The organism is [Actinomadura] parvosata subsp. kistnae (genome assembly GCF_900323885.1).
Taxonomy (GTDB): Bacteria; Actinomycetota; Actinomycetes; order Streptosporangiales; family Streptosporangiaceae; genus Nonomuraea; species Nonomuraea composti.
The window spans coordinates 2,766,276-2,782,712 of sequence record NZ_OOHJ01000018.1 but is presented as its reverse complement, the minus strand read 5'-3'; the positions used below and the strand labels follow the sequence as shown (position 1 = coordinate 2,782,712).

Sequence of the window (16,437 nt, the reverse complement as noted above, 5' to 3'; positions counted from 1 at the left end):
CACGGTGATTCCCGGCGGTGGGAGGGTGCGAGGCATGTCGAGCAACGATCTCGATGCCCTGTTGCGGGTGACCTCCAGCACCTATCGGGGCGAGACCCCGCCCGACATCGCCTTCGGCACCTACGACGGCGCCGTGGGCAGGCTGGTGCTGGCCGTCACCGGCAAGGGCATCGCGGCGTGCAGCTTCGAGGCAGAGAACGACGTGTACGAGCTGGTCAGCCGGCACGTGGGCAGGTTCATCGGGCCCGACGCCAGGCGGCTCGACCCGGTGCGCAGAGAGCTCGACGCGTACTTCTCGGGGCGGCTGCGCACGTTCGCCACACCGGTGGACCTGGCGCTGGCCACGCCGTTCGCGCGCACGGTGCTGCAGAAGACCATGGCCGTCCCCTACGGCACCACCACGACGCTGGAGCGCATCGGCGAGAGCATCGGCCGGCCGCGCGCGCTGCGCGCCATCGGCAACGCCCTCGCCTCCAACCCCGTCTGCGTGATCGTGCCCTGCCACCGGGTGGTGCGCGAGGACGGCGCGCTCGGCGACTACGCGGGCGGGCAGCACGCCAAGCAGCACCTGCTCAACGTCGAACGGAAGGCCTCCGCACCAGCAGGCCGATGAGCAGCGTGACCACGGCGGCCACCAGCGCGCCGCCCAGCGCGCCGTTCATCCACACCTGCCGGGTGAAGCCGATGGCCTCGCGCACGCCGGCCCAGAACGCGTCCCACGCCGCGATCGTCGGCGTCGAGGTCGTCAGCCAGTAGGCCGCGAAGCCCAGCGCCCACGGCACCAGCATCGACCAGCGCGACGGCGCCCACTCCTCGGTGTTCCAGCGCCGGGCGCCGCCCAGCAGGAAGTAGTCCACGGCCAGCACCGCGAACATCGGCACGAACACCGCGCCGATCACGCCCAGGAACGCGCCGTACGAGGTCACGTCCACGAGCAGGGCGATCACGACGGTGAGCACGCCGATGGCGACAGAGAAGACCCGGCGGTCCACGCGGGGCATCAGGTTCTGCAGCGAGACCGTGGTGGAGTAGACGTTGGCGAACGACTGGTCGGTCTCGCGCAGCACCAGGATCGCGAAGAACAACGCGCCCAGCGGCACCGCGACGAACGTGCCGAACACCGAGTCGGCGTCGCCCGCCAGCGCCACCGCGTACACGCCGAGCCCCAGGCAGGCCACCTGGGCCAGCGTGTAGCCGCCGACGACCCCGGTGAAGGCGGCGCCGGTGGAGCGCGAGTGCCGGGCGAAGTCGGCCGCCATCGGCACCCACGACACCGACAGCGCGATCACGTAGTCGACCGCGGCGGGGAAGGCCGTCCACGAGCCGCCATCCTGCGGCGGCGCCTCCCGCAGGAAGAACCAGGCGAACCAGACCAGCGCGACGATCACCCCGACGGTCACGTACCGGCGCAGGACCCGGATCGAGCCGAGCGGCCAGATCGTCAGCGCCGTGGTCAGCACCCCGGCCACGATCACCCACACCGCGTACGGCACGGGGAAGATCGTGCCCGCGGCGGTGGCGATCACCCACAGCTCGAACGCGCCCCAGCCGAGCATCTGCACGATGTTCAGCACCGTCGGCACGTACGAGATCCGGGCGCCGAACAGCCCGCGCAGCAGCACCATCGCCGGCTGCCCCGTCTGCGTGCCCGGCACCGCCGACAGGCCCACCATGGCCGTGCCGATCAGGCTGCCGACCACGGTGGCCACGAGCGCCGCCGCGAGGCTCAGCGGGGCGTTGCCCAGCGGGTCGACCAGGAACATCGCCCCGGAGAAGCCGAGAAGGCTGACGCCGAGGTTCGCCCAGAGCGCGCCCTGGTCGAGCACGCCCAGCGTCTTCGGCGGCCGCCCTTCGAGTGTCAGCGGAACTTCGTCGGCGACATGCGACATCGCACACTCCCTACGCCGGCATTACCCGGACAGGTTCAGGCGGTCGGCAGCAGCGGTATCTGCCCTCTCAGCCTGGTTGCCCCAAGCTCCCGCGACGATCTGTAGTTTGTGCCCTCATCATGCCTCAATGACGGCAGAACCACCATAGTGGGCGAGTTCACGCGACGTACGGCGGCTGTCCCGTTTCGCTGACCATCGGCCGGCGGGCGGACTCCCACGCCTGCATGCCGCCGCCCACGTTGATCGCCTCGCGCCCGAGCTGGTTGAGCCAGGCCGCCACGTTCATGGACCGGCCGCCCACCCGGCAGACGACGTAGACGGGACGGTCGCTCGGCACCTCGTCCACCCGGCCCTGGATCTGGGTCATGGGGATGTGGACGGCCTCAGGCGCGTGGCCGGCCAGCCATTCGTCCTGCTCGCGGACGTCGAGCAGGTAGGCGTCTGCGGGAACGGCGGTGGCCTCGATCTCGGGAACGGTCATGTCTCCATCATCTCGCGCCTGGCATCGTAGGAAGCACGGGCGGCGATGATCTCCTCCTGGTGCTGCTCGGTCCACGTCACCAGCGACTTGATGGTCTGGTGCAGCGTGCGGCCGAGCGGCGTCAGCTCGTAGTCCACGCGCGGCGGCACGACCGGGTGCACGGTGCGGCTGACCAGGCCGTCGCGTTCGAGCTGGCGCAGCGTGACGCTGAGCATGCGCTGGCTGATGCCGTCGATCTCGCGGCGGAGCTGGGTGAAGCGCAGGCTCTGGCAGTCGAGCAGGGCGATGACCAGCAGCGACCACTTGTCGGCGATGCGGTCGAGTATCTGGCGGACCTCGCAGTCTTCACGCACGTCCCACTGGCGCACGTCGTAGTCGTCGTCCACGGTGCCTTCGCAGTAACCGAGTGATTGAGAAGTGCCTTCTTCCACGACAAATCATGCTGGCGCATGATGTGGGGCGGTTACAAGAGAGAACCGAATGCCTATTCGTAACCGGGGGTCTTTGTCATGCCTGTGCCCACCCGATCCTGGGGTGTCCTGATCGTGTTGTGCGGTGCCATCTTCCTTGAGGGCATCGACGTCGCCATGCTGAACGTCGCGCTCCCGTCCATCCGGGCCGACCTGGGGTTGTCCACCGGCATGCTGAGCGGGGTCGTGAGCGCGTACGTGCTGGGTTACGGCGGTTTCATGTTGCTCGGCGGGCGGGCGGCCGACCTGCTGGGGCGGCGGCGGATGTTCCTGCTCTGGCTGGTGGTGTTCCTGCTGTTCTCAGGGCTGGGCGGCTTTGCTGAGGAGGGGTGGGTGCTGCTGGTGGCCAGGTTCGTCACGGGGGTGGCCGCCGCGTTCATGACGCCTGCCGGCCTGTCCCTCATCACCACGAACTTTCCCGAGGGCCCGCAGCGCAACCGGGCCCTGCTGATCTACGCGGGCACCGCCGCCGGCGGCTTCGCGCTCGGCCTCGTGATCGGCGGGCTGCTGGCCGCGCTGGGCTGGCGCTGGGTGTTCTTCGCCCCCGTCCTGCTGGCGCTGGCCATCCTGGTCGCCGCCATCCCCCTGATCAAGGACCGGGGCGACCGCGCGGAGGGGAGCTTCGACGTGGCGGGCGCGATCACCGTCACGGGGGCGATGATCCTGCTCGTCTACGGCGTCGTACGCCTGGAGCACCCCTCCGACGGCCCGCTCCTGACCATGGGGGCCTTCGCCGCCGGCCTGGCCCTGCTCGCGCTCTTCGTCGCCGTCGAGCGCCGCTCCGCCAGCCCCCTCGTCCGCCTCGGGATCCTGCGCTCGGGCCCGCTGGTCCGCGCGAACGTCATGGCCGCGCTGCTCACGGCCTCGTTCTTCGGCTTCCAGTTCCTGGTCACGCTCTACCTCCAGGAGCTGCGCGGCTGGTCCACCGTCCAGACGGGCCTGGCCCTGCTGGCCGCCGCCGCGGACGTGGTGCTGGCCCCCACGCTCACGCCCTGGCTGGTCGACCGGTACGGCAACGCCAAGGTCGTGCTCGGCGGCCTGCTGTCGGGCCTGCTGGCCTACGCGTTGTTCCTCGGCGTGGGTCTGGACTGGACGTACGCGGCCATGCTGCCGTCGATGCTGCTGATCGGCCTGATGTTCGCCTTCGTCTACGGCCCGCTGACGATCGTGGCCACGGACGGCATCGCCGAGCACGAGCAGGGCCTGGCCGGCGGCCTGATCAACTCCTCGTTCCAGTTCGGGGCGGCCCTGGGCCTGTCGATGGTGACCGCCGTGAACGTGGCCGCCCTCGGCGGCGCCACGGACGCCGGCGCCGGGCTGGAGGCGATGCGCACGGCCCTGGTGGTGCCCGTCACGGCCACGCTGCTGGCCGCCGTCATCGCGGTCGCGGGCCTGCGCACGCGCGTACGGGAAAGGGCCCTCAGCACTATTTGAGCAGCACTATTTGAGCAGCTTGGACAGGCGGCGGTCGGCCAGCGGCTTGCCGCCTGTCTGGCAGGTGGGGCAGTACTGCAGCGAGGAGTCGGCGAACGAGACCTCCCTGATCGTGTCGCCGCACACGTCGCAGGGCTGCCCCGCGCGGTTGTGCACGCGCAGGCCCGACTTCTTCTCCGCCTTGAGATCCTTGGCCGCCAGCCCGTGCGCCCGCTCGACGGCGTCGCGCAGCGTGGTGACGATGGCCTCGTGCAGGTCGGCGATCTGCGCGTCGGTCAGCGTGGCGGCGATCTTGAACGGGGACATCTTCGCGGCGTGCAGCACCTCGTCGGAGTAGGCGTTGCCGATGCCCGCGATCACCTTCTGGTCGCGCAGCAGCCCCTTGATCTGGGTGCGGTTGCCACCGATGATCCGCTTGAGCGCGTCGACCGTGAAGCCCTCGGCGAGCGGGTCGGGGCCGAGCGCGGCAATGCCCGGCACTTCGTCCGGATTTTTCGTGACATAGACGGCGAGGCGCTTCTGCGTCCCCGCCTCGGTCAGCTCGAACCCCGGTGCCAGCCCCTCGTCGTCGGGCGCCAGCCGCACCCGCACCGCCAGCGGCCCCTTGCCCGGCCGCACCGGCTTGGCGCCGGACAGGTCGTCACGCCAGCGCAGCCACCCCGCGCGGGCCAGGTGGATCACCAGGTGCAGGCCGTCGCAGTCGAGGTCGAGGAACTTGCCGTGCCTGGCCACGCCCGTGACGGTCAGCCCGCCGAGCGCGGTGACCGGCGGATCGAACGTCTTGAGCGCCTGGATGGCGACCACGTCGACCCCCAGGATCGTGCGGCCCACCGCCCGCTCGCGCAGGAAGTGGGTGAGCGACTCCACTTCGGGAAGTTCGGGCATGCCACCAGGGTACGTGCCACTCCCCGGTGTCCACGTTCGCCGGGCTCAGGGCACGTCCCAGAACGCCAGCTCGTGCATCATCCCCTCGGTGAACAGCTCCTCCGCCCGGTCAGGATCGGGCCCCGCCTCGTCGATCATCTGCCCGATCCGCGCCGTCAGCGCCGCGAACCCCGGATCCGCGTACGTGTCCACCCACGCCCGATAGCGCGGCTCCTTCGGCGGGTTCTCCGCCAGGATCCGCCCGAGGTTGGAATATCCCCACATGCACGGGTACAGCGCCGCCAGCCCCTCTCCGTACGAGGCCGCCGACTCCAGCAGGAACGCCGTGTACGCCGCGCACGCCGGCCCCTTCACCGCCCCCTCCAGGTCGGCCCCGAACTCCGCCGACATCGACCGGTGCAGGCTCAGCTCGTCGTGAAAGGTCGTGTGCGCCAGGTCCACCAGGTCACCCAGATGCCCGTCGGGCGCCTGCCAGGCCAGCCGGGCGAAGACGCGCACGTAGTCCAGCAGGAACAGGTAGTCCTGCTCCAGCCACGACCGGAACACCGCCTCCGGCAGGTCCCCGCGCCCGATGCCCCGCACCGTGGCGTGGCCGAGCTGCGCCTGGAGCAGCGGGTGCCCGATCGCGTGCAATCTCGCCGAAATGCTCATGGCTGGGAGATTAGTGTTCACGGCATGACGGTGACGATCGCCGAAGAGCTCCTCCTGCTCGCCTACAGCGACGACAAGGGCAAGCCGCTCATCAGCGTCACGCGGCTCGACCCGGCGATCGCCGGAGCGGTCCTGGCCGAGCTGGCCGTGCGCGGGCGGATCGAGCTGGCGGGCCGGGTGCGCAAGAGGCTGACGGTCACCGACCCGGCCCCGCTCGGCGACCCGGAGCTCGACGCCGCCCTGGCGCTCATCGCCGCCAAGAGCGCCGGCCGCAGCCCCGTCTGGTGGGTGCGCAAGCTCCAGTCGCACAAGCTGCGCGACCGCCTGCTGTCCCGGCTGGCCGCGGCGGGCGTCCTGAGCGAGCGGCGCGGCAGGGTGCTGGGCCTCTTCCCGGTCACCCGCTGGCCGGAGGCGCACCCCGGGGTGGAGGCGGACGTCAGGGAGCGCGTCTCCGCCGTCCTGGCGGGCGCCCGTCCGGACGAGCGTACGGCCGCTCTGATCGCGATCACGCGCGCGGCCGGGCTGAGCCGCACGGCGTTCGGCGGCGCGAGCAGGAGGCGCGTCAAGGAGATCGCCAAGGGCGCGTGGGCGGCCGACGCGGTGGCCCAGACCATCGCCGCCATCGAGTCCGCCGTCCTGCTCACCGGCACCTCCACCTCCTCGGGAAGCGGTGGCGGCGGCGGGGACGGCGGAGACGGGGGCGGCGACGGCGGAGGCGACTGACCCCTCTCGGCCAAGCGACCAACCCTATGGACGTCAGCCCGCGTCGAGGATCTCCTTCGGCACCGGCTTGTCCGCCTTCAGCGCGTCGAACAGCGCCAGCGCCTTCGTCCGGTCCCACTTGACCGCCGACCCGCCGCCCGCGATCTCGGTGCCGCCGAACGGCACCACCGTCGTCACGGGGCTGTCGCCCATGGCCAGCCCCAGCGAGAGCAGGTTGAACGCCCCCGTGCCGGAGTCGACCTCGACCGCGTCGGTGGCGCTGAACGCCAGCGGGACCGAGGTGAACGGGTTGAGCAGCACCCCGGGGCTGGCGGCCTTCTTCACGACCGCGCCGAGGAACTGCCGCTGCCGCTTGGTCCGCTCGAAGTCGGGCAGCGCGCCGCCCTTGCGGGTGCGGACGTAGCCGAGCGCCTGGGAGCCGTTGAGCACCTGGACGCCCTTCTTGAGCTTGAGCCCCGCCTTGGGGTCGTCGACGGCCGCCCGTACGTTGATCTCGACGCCGCCGATGGCGTCGACGATGCCGACGAACCCGGCGAAGCCGATCTCCATGTAGTGGTCGATGTGCACGCCGGTGACCGTCTCGACGGTCTGGACGAGCAGCTTGGGGCCGCCGATGGCGTAGGCGGCGTTGAGCTTGTTGCGCCCCTTGCCGGGGATCGTGACCGCGGAGTCGCGCGGCAGGCTGACCAGCGTGGGCTTGTCGCTGCCGTCGGGGATGTGCAGCAGCATCATCGAGTCCGTACGCTGCCCCGCGGCCCGCCCGGTGGCCAGCTTCTTGCGCTGGGCGGCGGTCAGGCCCTTGCGGCTGTCGGAGCCGACGAGCAGCCAGTTGGTGCCGGGGGTGTCGGCGGGCCGGCCCTGGTAGTCGTCGAGCACGCCGTCGATGCCCGCCAGCCGCGAGTCGATCACGAAGAACAGGGCGATGGCCGCGACCAGCAACACGACCAGGAGCCCGGCGACGACGGCGACGATCGCCTTCCAGGAGATCCTCCTGCGCGGCCCCTTGAGACCGCCGCCGCGCCCTTCCTGGCCTCCGGACCCGCCGGGCGGCTCGTCACCGCGCGACCGGAACGGCCTGACCGGGCTCTTGCCGGAGCGTTCGCGGCCGTAGACCCGTGAGCTCGCCCGGGGCGGCTCGTCGGCCCGCGGCGACTCGGGAGCCTGGGCGGCGGTGGGAAGCTGGTGCGTGGGCGCTCCCGGCCCTCCCGAAGGGAGCCGGTGAGCGGGCGCGCCCCCCGAGCGCAGGCCGTCACTGGGCCGTGGGGGCAGCGGGCGGCCGTCGCCTGGTGAGCGCATGGCCCGGGTACGGTCGTCCTCGGTCACTTCGCCTTCTTCCCTTCGCTTTGTCATAGACGCTACGTCCAACCCCCCAGCAGTGAAGACGTTCCGCCAAGGTTTTCCCACGGAAAAGTACTCAGAACTAGCTGAGAGTCACTGCGGAAACATAGATGCCACCTGCGTCGTTACGGTTATGGACGACCTCTACCGAAGGGATGATCGTGTCCGATCCGGACCCGTGGAGTCTTCGCCCGTGCTCGGGCACGGGTTCCTCTGAGGGCTCACTGCGGTGAGCGCCTATCTCGGGCTGCTGGCCCTCTTGCTTCTCACCGCGGCGACCGGCTATTTCGTCGCCCAGGAGTTCGCCTTCGTCGCCGCCGACCGGGCCGCGCTGCGTGAGCAGGCCGCCGCCGGCGACACCTCCGCCGACAAGGCGCTCCAAGTCACTTCCCGCCTGTCCTTCATGCTCTCCGGCGCGCAGCTCGGCATCACGGTGACGGCGCTGCTGGTCGGCTTCCTGGCCGAGCCGGCGATCGCCGTGATCGTGCGGCCGTGGCTGGCCGGCGCGGGCCTGTCCGAAGCGATGATCACGGGCTTCTCCGTGGCGATCGGCGTCTTCGTGGCGACCGTGGTGCAGATGGTCTTCGGCGAGCTGGCCCCCAAGAACCTCGGCATCGCCAGGCCCGAGCAGGTGGCCAAGACGCTGGCCGGCTCGACGCTGGTCTATCTGGCGATCGTGGGCCCGGTGGTCAAGCTGTTCGACAACGCCGCCACCGGGCTGCTCAGGCGCGTCGGCATCGAGCCCGTGGAGGAGGTGGAACACGGCGCGACCCCCGAGGAGCTCTCCCGCATCATCGCGGAGTCGACCCAGGCGGGCGAGCTGCCCGCCCGGCTCTCCGACCTCCTGGAGCGGGCACTGGAGTTCGGTGACCGCACGGCGGAGGAGATCATGGTGCCCCGCCCCCGGGTGGTGGTCCTGCGTGCCACGCAGCCGATCGGCGACCTCCTCGCGGTCATGCGCGACTGCGGGCACTCCCGCTACCCCGTGGTGGGCGAGGACGGCGACGTGGTGGGCGTCACGGGCGTCCGCGAGCTGCTCGCCTCCGGGCTTGAGGAGGGCAGCGTCGCGGCGATCACCCGGCCGGCCCTGCTGGTGCCCGACTCGGTGCCGCTGCCGGCGGTGCTCGACCGGATGAGGGCGGCCAAGGACGACATCGTCTGCGTCATCGACGAGTACGGCGGCCTGGCGGGCGTCATCACGATCGAGGACCTGGCCGAGGAGCTGGTCGGCGAGCTGGTGGACGAGAACGACCCCGAGCCGGTGGGCGCCGTCGAGCACCCGGGCGGCATCTGGGAGGTGCCGGGCAGCCTGCGGCTCGACGAGGTCGAGCGCGCCACGGGGGTGTCGTTGCCGGAGAGCGACGACTACGACACCCTCGCCGGTCTGGTGCTGGCCCGGCTGGGCCGGATGCCCAATCCCGGCGACACGGTGACCGTACCGATCGAGGACGCCCACACCGATCCCTTCGCGGAGGACGTGGAGGAGCACCAGGCGGAGCTGACGGTGATCTCGCTCAACCGGCGGGTGCCCGAATGGGTGCGTCTGACGCCGCTGCGGCACGCGGAGGCGACGTCCCGATGACCATGATCATTCTAAGCCTCGCGCTGCTGGCCTTCAACGCGCTCTTCGTGGCGGCGGAGTTCGCCTTCGTCTCCTCGCGGCGGCACCGCCTGGAGGAGATGGCGGCGGGCGGCAACCGGCTCGTCAGGGTGGCTGCCAGGTCGGCGGCGGGCGGCAGCAGGCAGCTGTCGCTGATGCTGGCCGGCGCCCAGCTCGGCATCACGCTGTGCACGCTGGGCCTCGGCCAGGTGACGGAGCCGGCGCTGGAGCACTACCTGGAGCCGGTCTTCGCCGTGATCGGCGTGCCGGAGGCCATGCGGCTGCCGATCGCGCTGGTGATCGCGCTGGCCCTGGTGACGTTCCTGCACATGGTGATCGGCGAGATGGCGCCGAAGTCGTGGGCGCTGACGCACCCCGAGCGGGCGGCGCTCGTGCTGACGTTCCCGTTCAGGGCGTTCACCACGGTCATGCGCCCGCTGCTGTCGGCGCTGAACGCGCTGACGAACCTGATCCTGCACCTCTTCGGCGTGCAGGCGCGCGACGAGCTGGCCACGACGAGGACGCCGCGCCAGCTCGCCATGCTGGTCGGCGAGTCGGGCCGGATGGGCCTGCTGGACCGGGAGGAGCACGACCTGCTGACCCGGGCCCTGCGGCTCGACGACGAGGGCATCGAGCGCCTGATGGTGCCCCTCGACCGGGTCGTGAAGGTCAGGGCGACGGCGACGGCCGCGGAGATCAGGAAGACCGCAGCGGGCAGCGCCCACCTGCGGCTCCTGGTGGAGGGCCCGCACGGCGTGGAGGGCGCCCTGCACGTCAGAGAGGCCCTGCTGAAGCCGGACAGCAAGGCCGCTGATCTCACCAGGCCGCTGCCGAGGCTCCCGTGCACCACTCAGGTGCCCGAGGCCGTCACGGCGCTCCAGGAGGCCAGGTCCCACCTGGCGCTGGTGACGAACGCGGCGGAGGAGGTCATCGGCATGGTGAGCCTCACCGACCTGGTGGGCGAGCTGCTGGACACCCGGGCGGCGTAGGACGAGCGGTGGGCGGGGGCGTACCCCCGCCCACCGCGATATTGTCGTACGGTAGGCGAACGACTGCGTTCCGTTTACACTGGGACGCACAAGCGGTCGGCCGGTGTCCGGGCCTCGGTGGCTGCGCCGTCGAACAATGTGAGCTAAATCACTCAAGTCATCCGAAAGTGATCTGCAAGTGAGGGCATCTACGGTCTCCATGCGGAGCACAGCCGCCCTGACAAGGTCGCGACAAAGAAGTAGCCCCGGCTCTTGCGAACCGGGGCTTGTTTCGTCAGTGTGGGTCTGCCGATTTCATCGGCGACCCGGAGTGGGCGAGGAGGGATTTGAACCCTCACGTCCTTTCGGACACACGGACCTGAACCGTGCGCGTCTGCCGTTCCGCCACCCGCCCTTGTGGGTGCGGAAAGAACATTAGCACGGAACAGCCACTGGTACTGAACCCGGATACGATCGCATAAGACACGGGAGCGGAGGAGCTGGGCGCGACAGCCGACGGGCGCCTGGAAGACCGTGACGTGGAACGAGCGGAGACCGGGCGCCGATAGCGTCTCGGGGCCGCGATCATATGCACGGAGGAAGGGAGGTACCCGGTGGGAGTCCTTCAGCGCTTCGAGCGAAGGCTCGAAGGCTTGGTTGAGGGAGCCTTTGCGCGGGCGTTCAAATCTGACCTTCAGCCGGTCGAGGTCGCCAGCGCGGTTCAGCGGGAGATGGATGAGCGTGCGGCGATCGTCGCGCAAGGTCGCACGCTCGTGCCCAACGACTTCGTGGTGGAGCTGTCCACGACCGACAGCGAGAGGCTTGAGGTCTACGCCGACAGCATCAGCCACGAGCTGGCCAACCTCGCCAGGGAGTACGCCAAGGAACAGGGCTACTCCTTCGTGGGACCGGTCCGGGTGCGCTTCGAGACCGCGGGTGACCTGGCTGTGGGCTTGTTCCGCATCAGGTCGGGCGTCATCCGCGGCGCGACGGTCGAGCAGGACGAGATCCGCCAGCCGGCGAGCGACCTGCCTCCGTCGCGGCCTCACGCCTTCAACGGGCGGCCCCGGCTGCTCGTCTCCACTCAGGACGATCCGCAGGGCGACCGCTCCTACGAGCTCACCACTCCGGTGACCTTGCTCGGCAGGGGCACCGACTGCGATCTTCGTCTCGTCGATCCCGGAGTTTCGCGGCACCACGCGGAGCTGCGCGTCGAGGGCCAGACCGTGGTTCTCGTGGATCTCGGATCGACGAACGGCACTTTCGTCAATGGCCAGCCGGTGCGCAGGATCGAGCTCCAGAACGGCACGCGAGTGACGTTGGGGCGCACGACTCTGGTGTTCCGGCGCGATTAGGGGTAGACAGACGGTCCATGTCCGAGCTCACGCTGCTGCTGATCCGGCTCGCTTTCCTGGCGGTGCTGTGGTTCTTCGTCATTGCCGCAGTCGGCGTGATCCGGACTGACTTGTTCGGCTCACGCACGGCTCCGGCGGGCGCACGTAAGGCCGCGAAACCCGCCAAACCCGTGGCCAAGCCCAAGAGCAAGAAGGGCGAGCCACGCCAGCTCATCGTCACCGGTGGCCCACTCCAAGGCACCACCATCGACCTCACGGAGACGCCCATCACCATTGGCCGGGCCAATGACGCCACGCTGGTAGTCACCGACGACTACGCTTCCAGCCGGCATGCCCGGCTCTTTCCTCAGGACGGTCAATGGATCGTGGAAGATCTTGGGTCCACCAACGGCACGTATCTCGACCGCTCGAAAGTCACCCGCCCGACCCCGGTGCCGCTCGGTGTTCCGATCCGCGTCGGCAAGACAGTCATTGAATTGCGCAAATGACCATCGCACTCCGCTACGCCGCCCGCTCGGACGTCGGCCTCCTCCGCGAAGGGAACGAGGACTCGGCGTACGCTAGCGGCCGCCTGCTCGCCGTCGCCGACGGCATGGGCGGGCACGCACACGGCGAGGTGGCGAGCTCTGTCGCCATCGCCGCCATGGCCTCTCTGGAAGAGGCCCAACAGGGGGGTGACCTGCTCAACGCCATCGAGGCAGCGGTACGCGACGCCAACCGCAAGCTGCACGAGATGGTGGGGCGGGATCCCAGCCTCAAAGGCATGGGCACGACTCTTACGGCCATGCTCTGGAACGGCACCCAGGTCGCACTGGTGCACGTGGGCGACTCGCGCGCCTACCTGCTCAGACGCGGGGAGCTCTACCAGATTACGCATGACCACACGCTGGTGCAGCAGCTCGTCGACGACGGGCGCATCACGCCGGAAGAGGCGGCCACGCATCCGCAGCGCTCGATCCTGCTGCGCGCGCTCGACGGCAGCGGCGAGGTCGATCCCGACCTCACGCTGCGCGAGGCGCAGGTGGGCGATCGCTACCTACTGTGTTCCGACGGCCTGTCGGGCGTGGTGAGCGCCGAGACGCTGCACGCCACGCTCACCAACATCGACGACCCTGAAGAGGTCGTCCGCCAGCTCATCGACCTGGCGAACCGAGGGGGCGGGCCCGACAACATCACGTGCGTGCTGGCCGACGTGCTGGAGATCACCGATGGGCAGCAGGTGCCCGCCGAGGCCGCCGTGGTCGGCGCCGCGGGCATGACCCGGCTGCACGGGAGCCCCCAGGACACCTCGCCGGGGCGAGCCAACGCGGTGACCGCACCCCAGCCGGTCCTCACCGATGACGCGTTCGACGAGCAGGACGCCCCCCAGGCGTCCCGCCGTGCGGGCAGGCGTCGCCGGGTGTGGCCCGTGCTGGTCACCGTGTTCGGTGTGGGCGTCGTAGCCGTCGGCGTCGGCGGCTACTTCGGCTGGCAGTGGACTCAAGACCAGTACTTCGTCGGAGCCAGGGGCGACGAGGTGGTCGTGTTCCAAGGGATCCAGAGGGAGCTGGGGCCGTTTCCGCTCTTTCACGTCGCGAAGCAGACGGGCAAGCAGTTGTCCAAGCTGTCCGAGGCCGACCAGGCGCTGATCAAGAGCGGCATCCCCGTCACCACCGAGGCCGAGGGCATAACGAAAGTCAACAGCTTGAAGACCGTCGACCAAGAACCGAAGGAAGAGACCTCCGCGGAGCCGACCGCGTCCTCCACGCCGTCCGCGACCGCGACCGCCACCAAGACGAAACAGCAGTAGATGAGCGAAGTCGCCGTCTCCCCCGTCCCCATGCCGGCCAAGCGGCGCGGGGCGCAGCTGATCATGCTCGCGCTCGCGGTGCTGATCGTCATGGGCGCCTACGCCAACGTGGGCCTCGCCATGGACGGCCAGGTCCCCGCGGGCATGCTGACGTACGGCCTGAGCCTGGGCGGCCTGATGCTGGCCGCCTACCTGGTGCTGGCCAAGTTCGCCCCGTGGGCCGACCCCTTGATCCTGCCGCTGGTGACGCTGGTCAACGGGCTCGGCCTGGTGATGATCTACCGGCTGGAGCAGTCGGACCTGGTCGGCATGGCCGGCGCCTCGGCCACCAGCCAGATCATCATGACCGGCATCGGCGTCGTGCTCTTCGCCGTGACGCTGCTGGTCCTGCGTGACCACCGCACGTTGCAGCGGCTGACGTACACGGCCGGGCTGGTCGGCGTGGTGCTGCTCGTCTCGCCGCTGGTGCCCGGGCTGGGCAAGGAGATCAACGGCGCGCGCATCTGGATCGGGTTCGGCTCGGCGACCATCCAGCCGGCCGAGTTCGCCAAGATCGCGCTGGTCATCTTCTTCGCCGGCTACCTGGTCGCCAAGCGCGACGTGCTGGCGCTGGCCGGGCGGCGGCTGCTGTTCATCGACCTGCCCCGCGCCCGCGACCTCGGCCCCGTGCTGATCACGTGGGCGGTCGCGATCGGCGTGCTGGTGCTGCAGAAGGACCTGGGCTCGTCGCTGCTGCTGTTCGGCGGGTTCGTGGTGATGCTCTACGTCGCCACGCAGCGCACCTCGTGGGTGCTCATCGGCATCCTGCTCTTCGTCGGCGGCGCGTTCCTGGCCGGGCAGCTCTTCTCGCACGTGGGCGACCGCTTCGACGTCTGGCTCAACCCGACCTCCAACGAGTACTACGAGCGCCAGTACGGCGGCAGCTACCAGATCATGCAGGGCCTGTTCGGCCTGGGCGCGGGCGGCATCCTGGGCACCGGCCTGGGGCAGGGCCACCCCGACCTGATCCCGCTGGCCTACTCCGACTTCATCTTCAACGCCACCGGCGAGGAGCTCGGCCTGACCGGGCTCATGGCCATCCTGATGATCTACGCGCTGATCGTCGAGCGCGGCCTGCGCACCTCGCTGGCGGCCCGCGACCCCTACTCCAAGCTCCTGGCGGGCGGCCTGTCGTTCATCCTGGCCTGGCAGGTCTTCATCATCGTCGGGGGCGTGACGAACCTCATCCCGCTGACCGGCCTCGTGACGCCGTTCATGTCACAGGGCGGCTCGGCGCTCCTGGCTAACTGGATCCTTATCGCGCTGCTGGTACGAACGTCAGATGCCGCGAGACGCCCCCCGCCTCAAGCGATCCAGAACGAAGGACTGACGCAGGTGTTCCAGAGATGAACGGCACCCTGAAGCGCGTGGCCGTGGCATGTCTGGCCATGTTCGCGCTCCTGATGATCAATGTGAACTTCCTCCAGGCCGTGCGGGCCGAGGAGTTCCGTTCCGACGCGCGCAACACCCGCAACTACTTCGACCGCTACGCGATCGAGCGCGGGCGCATCACGGCCGGCGGCAAGGTGATCGCGCAGTCGGTCGAGACGAAGGACAGCGACTTCAAGTTCGTCAGGAAGTACACCGACGGCAAGCTGTACGCGCACGTCACCGGCTACTTCTCGCCCGAGAGCGAGAGCGCGATCGAGCGCAGCGAGAACGCGCTGCTCAACGGCTCCAGCGCGGACCTGCTGCTGCGCCGCAGCATCGACCTGTTCACCGGCGAGCCGGCCAAGGGCGCCAACGTCGACCTGACGATCAACCCGAAGGCGCAGAAGGCGGCCTACGACGCGCTGCGCAACAGCGGCAAGCGGGGCGCCGTGATCGCGCTCGACCCCAAGACGGGCGGGATCCTCGCGATGGTCTCGCTGCCCACGTTCGACCCGGCCGAGCTGTCGGGCACCAACAAGAGCGACGTCTTCGCCCGCTACAACGAGCTCGACAAGGACAAGAGCCAGCCGCTGCTCAACCGGGCACTCAACCAGACCTACCCGCCCGGCTCGACGTTCAAGGTCGTGACGATGGCGGCGTACCTGGAGGAGGACTCCTCGCGCGGCCCGCAGACGACCGTCGAGGCGCCGCAGCGGCTGCCGCTGCCCAACACGAACATCAGCCTGCCCAACTACGGCGGCTCGGCCTGCGGCAGCGGCCAGGTGACGCTGGTGTACGCGCTGGAGAAGTCGTGCAACACGCCCTTCGCGTCGATGGGCATGGAGCTGGGCTTCGAGAAGATGAAGGAGCAGACGGAGAAGTTCGGCATGGGCACGCCGGTGTCGGTGCCGATGCAGGTCGCGCAGAGCGACTTCGGCTCCGACTACGACAAGGCCGCGCTGGCCATGGCCTCGATCGGGCAGCGTGACAACCGCATGACGCCGCTGCAGATGGCCATGATCGCGGCGGGCATCGCCAACGACGGCACGGTGATGAAGCCGTACCTCGTGAACAAGATCACCGACGCCAAGGGCGACACGATCGACGAGGCCAGCCCCGAGGAGCTGAAGACCGGGGCGGTCAGCTCCGAGACGGCCGGCAAGCTGCGCGAGATGATGGTCAGCGTCGTCAGCAACGGCACCGCGAACCTCGCGCAGGTTCCCGGCGTCCAAGTAGCGGGTAAGACAGGCACCGCGGAGACCGCCGACGGCGCGCCGCCGCACGCCTGGTTCATCTCCTTCGCCCCCGCGGACAACCCGAAGGTGGCCCTGGCGGTCATCGTCGAGTCCGGAGCAGCCAACGTCGGGGCGGAGGCCACCGGCGGCCACACCGCCGCGCCGATCGCAAAGGCTGTGCTGGAGGCGGTGCTGAACAAGTGAGTGAC

General features: G+C 69.8%; 16 protein-coding genes, 1 tRNA gene and 1 riboswitch. Of the genes, 10 read left to right on the top strand and 7 right to left on the bottom strand.

From position 1 onward, the window contains the following. Window positions 1-34 precede the first annotated feature (34 nt). Window positions 35-613 carry a methylated-DNA--[protein]-cysteine S-methyltransferase gene (locus tag KIS93_RS32965; protein ID WP_080043994.1) on the top strand — a complete coding sequence of 193 codons (579 nt, stop codon included), beginning with the start codon at window positions 35-37 and terminating at the stop codon, window positions 611-613. Here KIS93_RS32965 and KIS93_RS32960 read toward each other — a convergent pair. The 3 genes from KIS93_RS32960 to KIS93_RS32950 all read right to left on the bottom strand — a co-directional run bounded on the left by KIS93_RS32960 (window position 573) and on the right by KIS93_RS32950 (window position 2,756). Further along, on the bottom strand, window positions 573-1,889 hold the full coding sequence (locus tag KIS93_RS32960) for a purine-cytosine permease family protein (RefSeq protein WP_080043995.1): 1,317 nt from the start codon (window positions 1,887-1,889) through the stop codon (window positions 573-575). The two genes, KIS93_RS32965 and KIS93_RS32960, sit on opposite strands and share 41 nt — an antisense overlap. After that, window positions 1,880-1,992: riboswitch (TPP riboswitch) on the bottom strand. (Overlaps the previous gene by 10 nt.) Before the next feature lie 54 nt (window positions 1,993-2,046). Beyond that, the gene (locus KIS93_RS32955) at window positions 2,047-2,370 is read right to left on the bottom strand and encodes a rhodanese-like domain-containing protein (protein ID WP_080043996.1); all 324 of its coding nucleotides are present in this window, start codon (window positions 2,368-2,370) and stop codon (window positions 2,047-2,049) included. Then, window positions 2,367-2,756 carry a winged helix-turn-helix transcriptional regulator gene (locus KIS93_RS32950; RefSeq protein WP_246005388.1) on the bottom strand — a complete coding sequence of 130 codons (390 nt, stop codon included), beginning with the start codon at window positions 2,754-2,756 and terminating at the stop codon, window positions 2,367-2,369. Before KIS93_RS32950 ends, KIS93_RS32955 begins: the two co-directional genes overlap by 4 nt. A 123-nt stretch (window positions 2,757-2,879) precedes the next feature. On the opposite strand from KIS93_RS32950, the gene KIS93_RS32945 reads away from it, so the two are divergent. Next, window positions 2,880-4,274: an MFS transporter gene (locus tag KIS93_RS32945; RefSeq protein ID WP_080043998.1), complete on the top strand. Its 1,395-nt coding sequence runs from the start codon at window positions 2,880-2,882 to the stop codon at window positions 4,272-4,274. A gap of 6 nt (window positions 4,275-4,280) precedes the next feature. Here KIS93_RS32945 and KIS93_RS32940 read toward each other — a convergent pair whose 3' ends face one another. After that, window positions 4,281-5,159, bottom strand: coding sequence for an Fpg/Nei family DNA glycosylase (locus KIS93_RS32940; RefSeq protein ID WP_080043999.1), 879 nt, complete (start codon window positions 5,157-5,159; stop codon window positions 4,281-4,283). A gap of 45 nt (window positions 5,160-5,204) precedes the next feature. After that, window positions 5,205-5,810 (bottom strand): TenA family protein, encoded by a 606-nt coding sequence (locus tag KIS93_RS32935; protein ID WP_080044000.1) that lies wholly within the window; start codon window positions 5,808-5,810, stop codon window positions 5,205-5,207. A gap of 24 nt (window positions 5,811-5,834) precedes the next feature. Here KIS93_RS32935 and KIS93_RS32930 point away from each other — a divergent pair, with 24 nt between their 5' ends. Beyond that, window positions 5,835-6,533, top strand: coding sequence for a GOLPH3/VPS74 family protein (locus KIS93_RS32930; RefSeq protein WP_080044001.1), 699 nt, complete (start codon window positions 5,835-5,837; stop codon window positions 6,531-6,533). Window positions 6,534-6,566: 33 nt separating this feature from the next. On the opposite strand, the gene KIS93_RS32925 is transcribed toward KIS93_RS32930, so the two are convergent. Continuing rightward, on the bottom strand, window positions 6,567-7,856 hold the full coding sequence (locus KIS93_RS32925) for an LCP family protein (RefSeq protein ID WP_230465693.1): 1,290 nt from the start codon (window positions 7,854-7,856) through the stop codon (window positions 6,567-6,569). A 244-nt stretch (window positions 7,857-8,100) separates the two neighbouring features. On the opposite strand from KIS93_RS32925, the gene KIS93_RS32920 reads away from it, so the two are divergent. Next, complete coding sequence (locus tag KIS93_RS32920) at window positions 8,101-9,453, top strand: hemolysin family protein (RefSeq protein ID WP_080044002.1); 1,353 nt, start codon at window positions 8,101-8,103, stop codon at window positions 9,451-9,453. 2 nt (window positions 9,454-9,455) lie between these two features. After that, window positions 9,456-10,460, top strand: coding sequence for a hemolysin family protein (locus tag KIS93_RS32915; RefSeq protein WP_329607655.1), 1,005 nt, complete (start codon window positions 9,456-9,458; stop codon window positions 10,458-10,460). Window positions 10,461-10,771: 311 nt separating this feature from the next. Here the strand turns inward: KIS93_RS32915 and KIS93_RS32910 are convergent. Then, window positions 10,772-10,854: transfer RNA gene (locus tag KIS93_RS32910), tRNA-Leu, on the bottom strand. Between the two features lie 199 nt (window positions 10,855-11,053). Here KIS93_RS32910 and KIS93_RS32905 point away from each other — a divergent pair. Genes KIS93_RS32905 through KIS93_RS32885 form a run of 5 tightly spaced genes read left to right on the top strand, consistent with a single transcriptional unit; the run spans window position 11,054 to window position 16,432 of the window. Next, window positions 11,054-11,794: an FhaA domain-containing protein gene (locus tag KIS93_RS32905; RefSeq protein WP_080044004.1), complete on the top strand. Its 741-nt coding sequence runs from the start codon at window positions 11,054-11,056 to the stop codon at window positions 11,792-11,794. A gap of 17 nt (window positions 11,795-11,811) precedes the next feature. Continuing rightward, complete coding sequence (locus KIS93_RS32900) at window positions 11,812-12,282, top strand: FHA domain-containing protein FhaB/FipA (protein ID WP_080044005.1); 471 nt, start codon at window positions 11,812-11,814, stop codon at window positions 12,280-12,282. Beyond that, window positions 12,279-13,583 carry a Stp1/IreP family PP2C-type Ser/Thr phosphatase gene (locus KIS93_RS32895; protein ID WP_080044006.1) on the top strand — a complete coding sequence of 435 codons (1,305 nt, stop codon included), beginning with the start codon at window positions 12,279-12,281 and terminating at the stop codon, window positions 13,581-13,583. The genes KIS93_RS32900 and KIS93_RS32895 overlap by 4 nt, the downstream gene beginning before the upstream one ends. Next, window positions 13,584-14,972 carry an FtsW/RodA/SpoVE family cell cycle protein gene (locus KIS93_RS32890; RefSeq protein WP_080044007.1) on the top strand — a complete coding sequence of 463 codons (1,389 nt, stop codon included), beginning with the start codon at window positions 13,584-13,586 and terminating at the stop codon, window positions 14,970-14,972. After that, window positions 14,969-16,432 carry a peptidoglycan D,D-transpeptidase FtsI family protein gene (locus tag KIS93_RS32885; RefSeq protein ID WP_080044008.1) on the top strand — a complete coding sequence of 488 codons (1,464 nt, stop codon included), beginning with the start codon at window positions 14,969-14,971 and terminating at the stop codon, window positions 16,430-16,432. Before KIS93_RS32890 ends, KIS93_RS32885 begins: the two co-directional genes overlap by 4 nt. Window positions 16,433-16,437 lie beyond the last annotated feature (5 nt).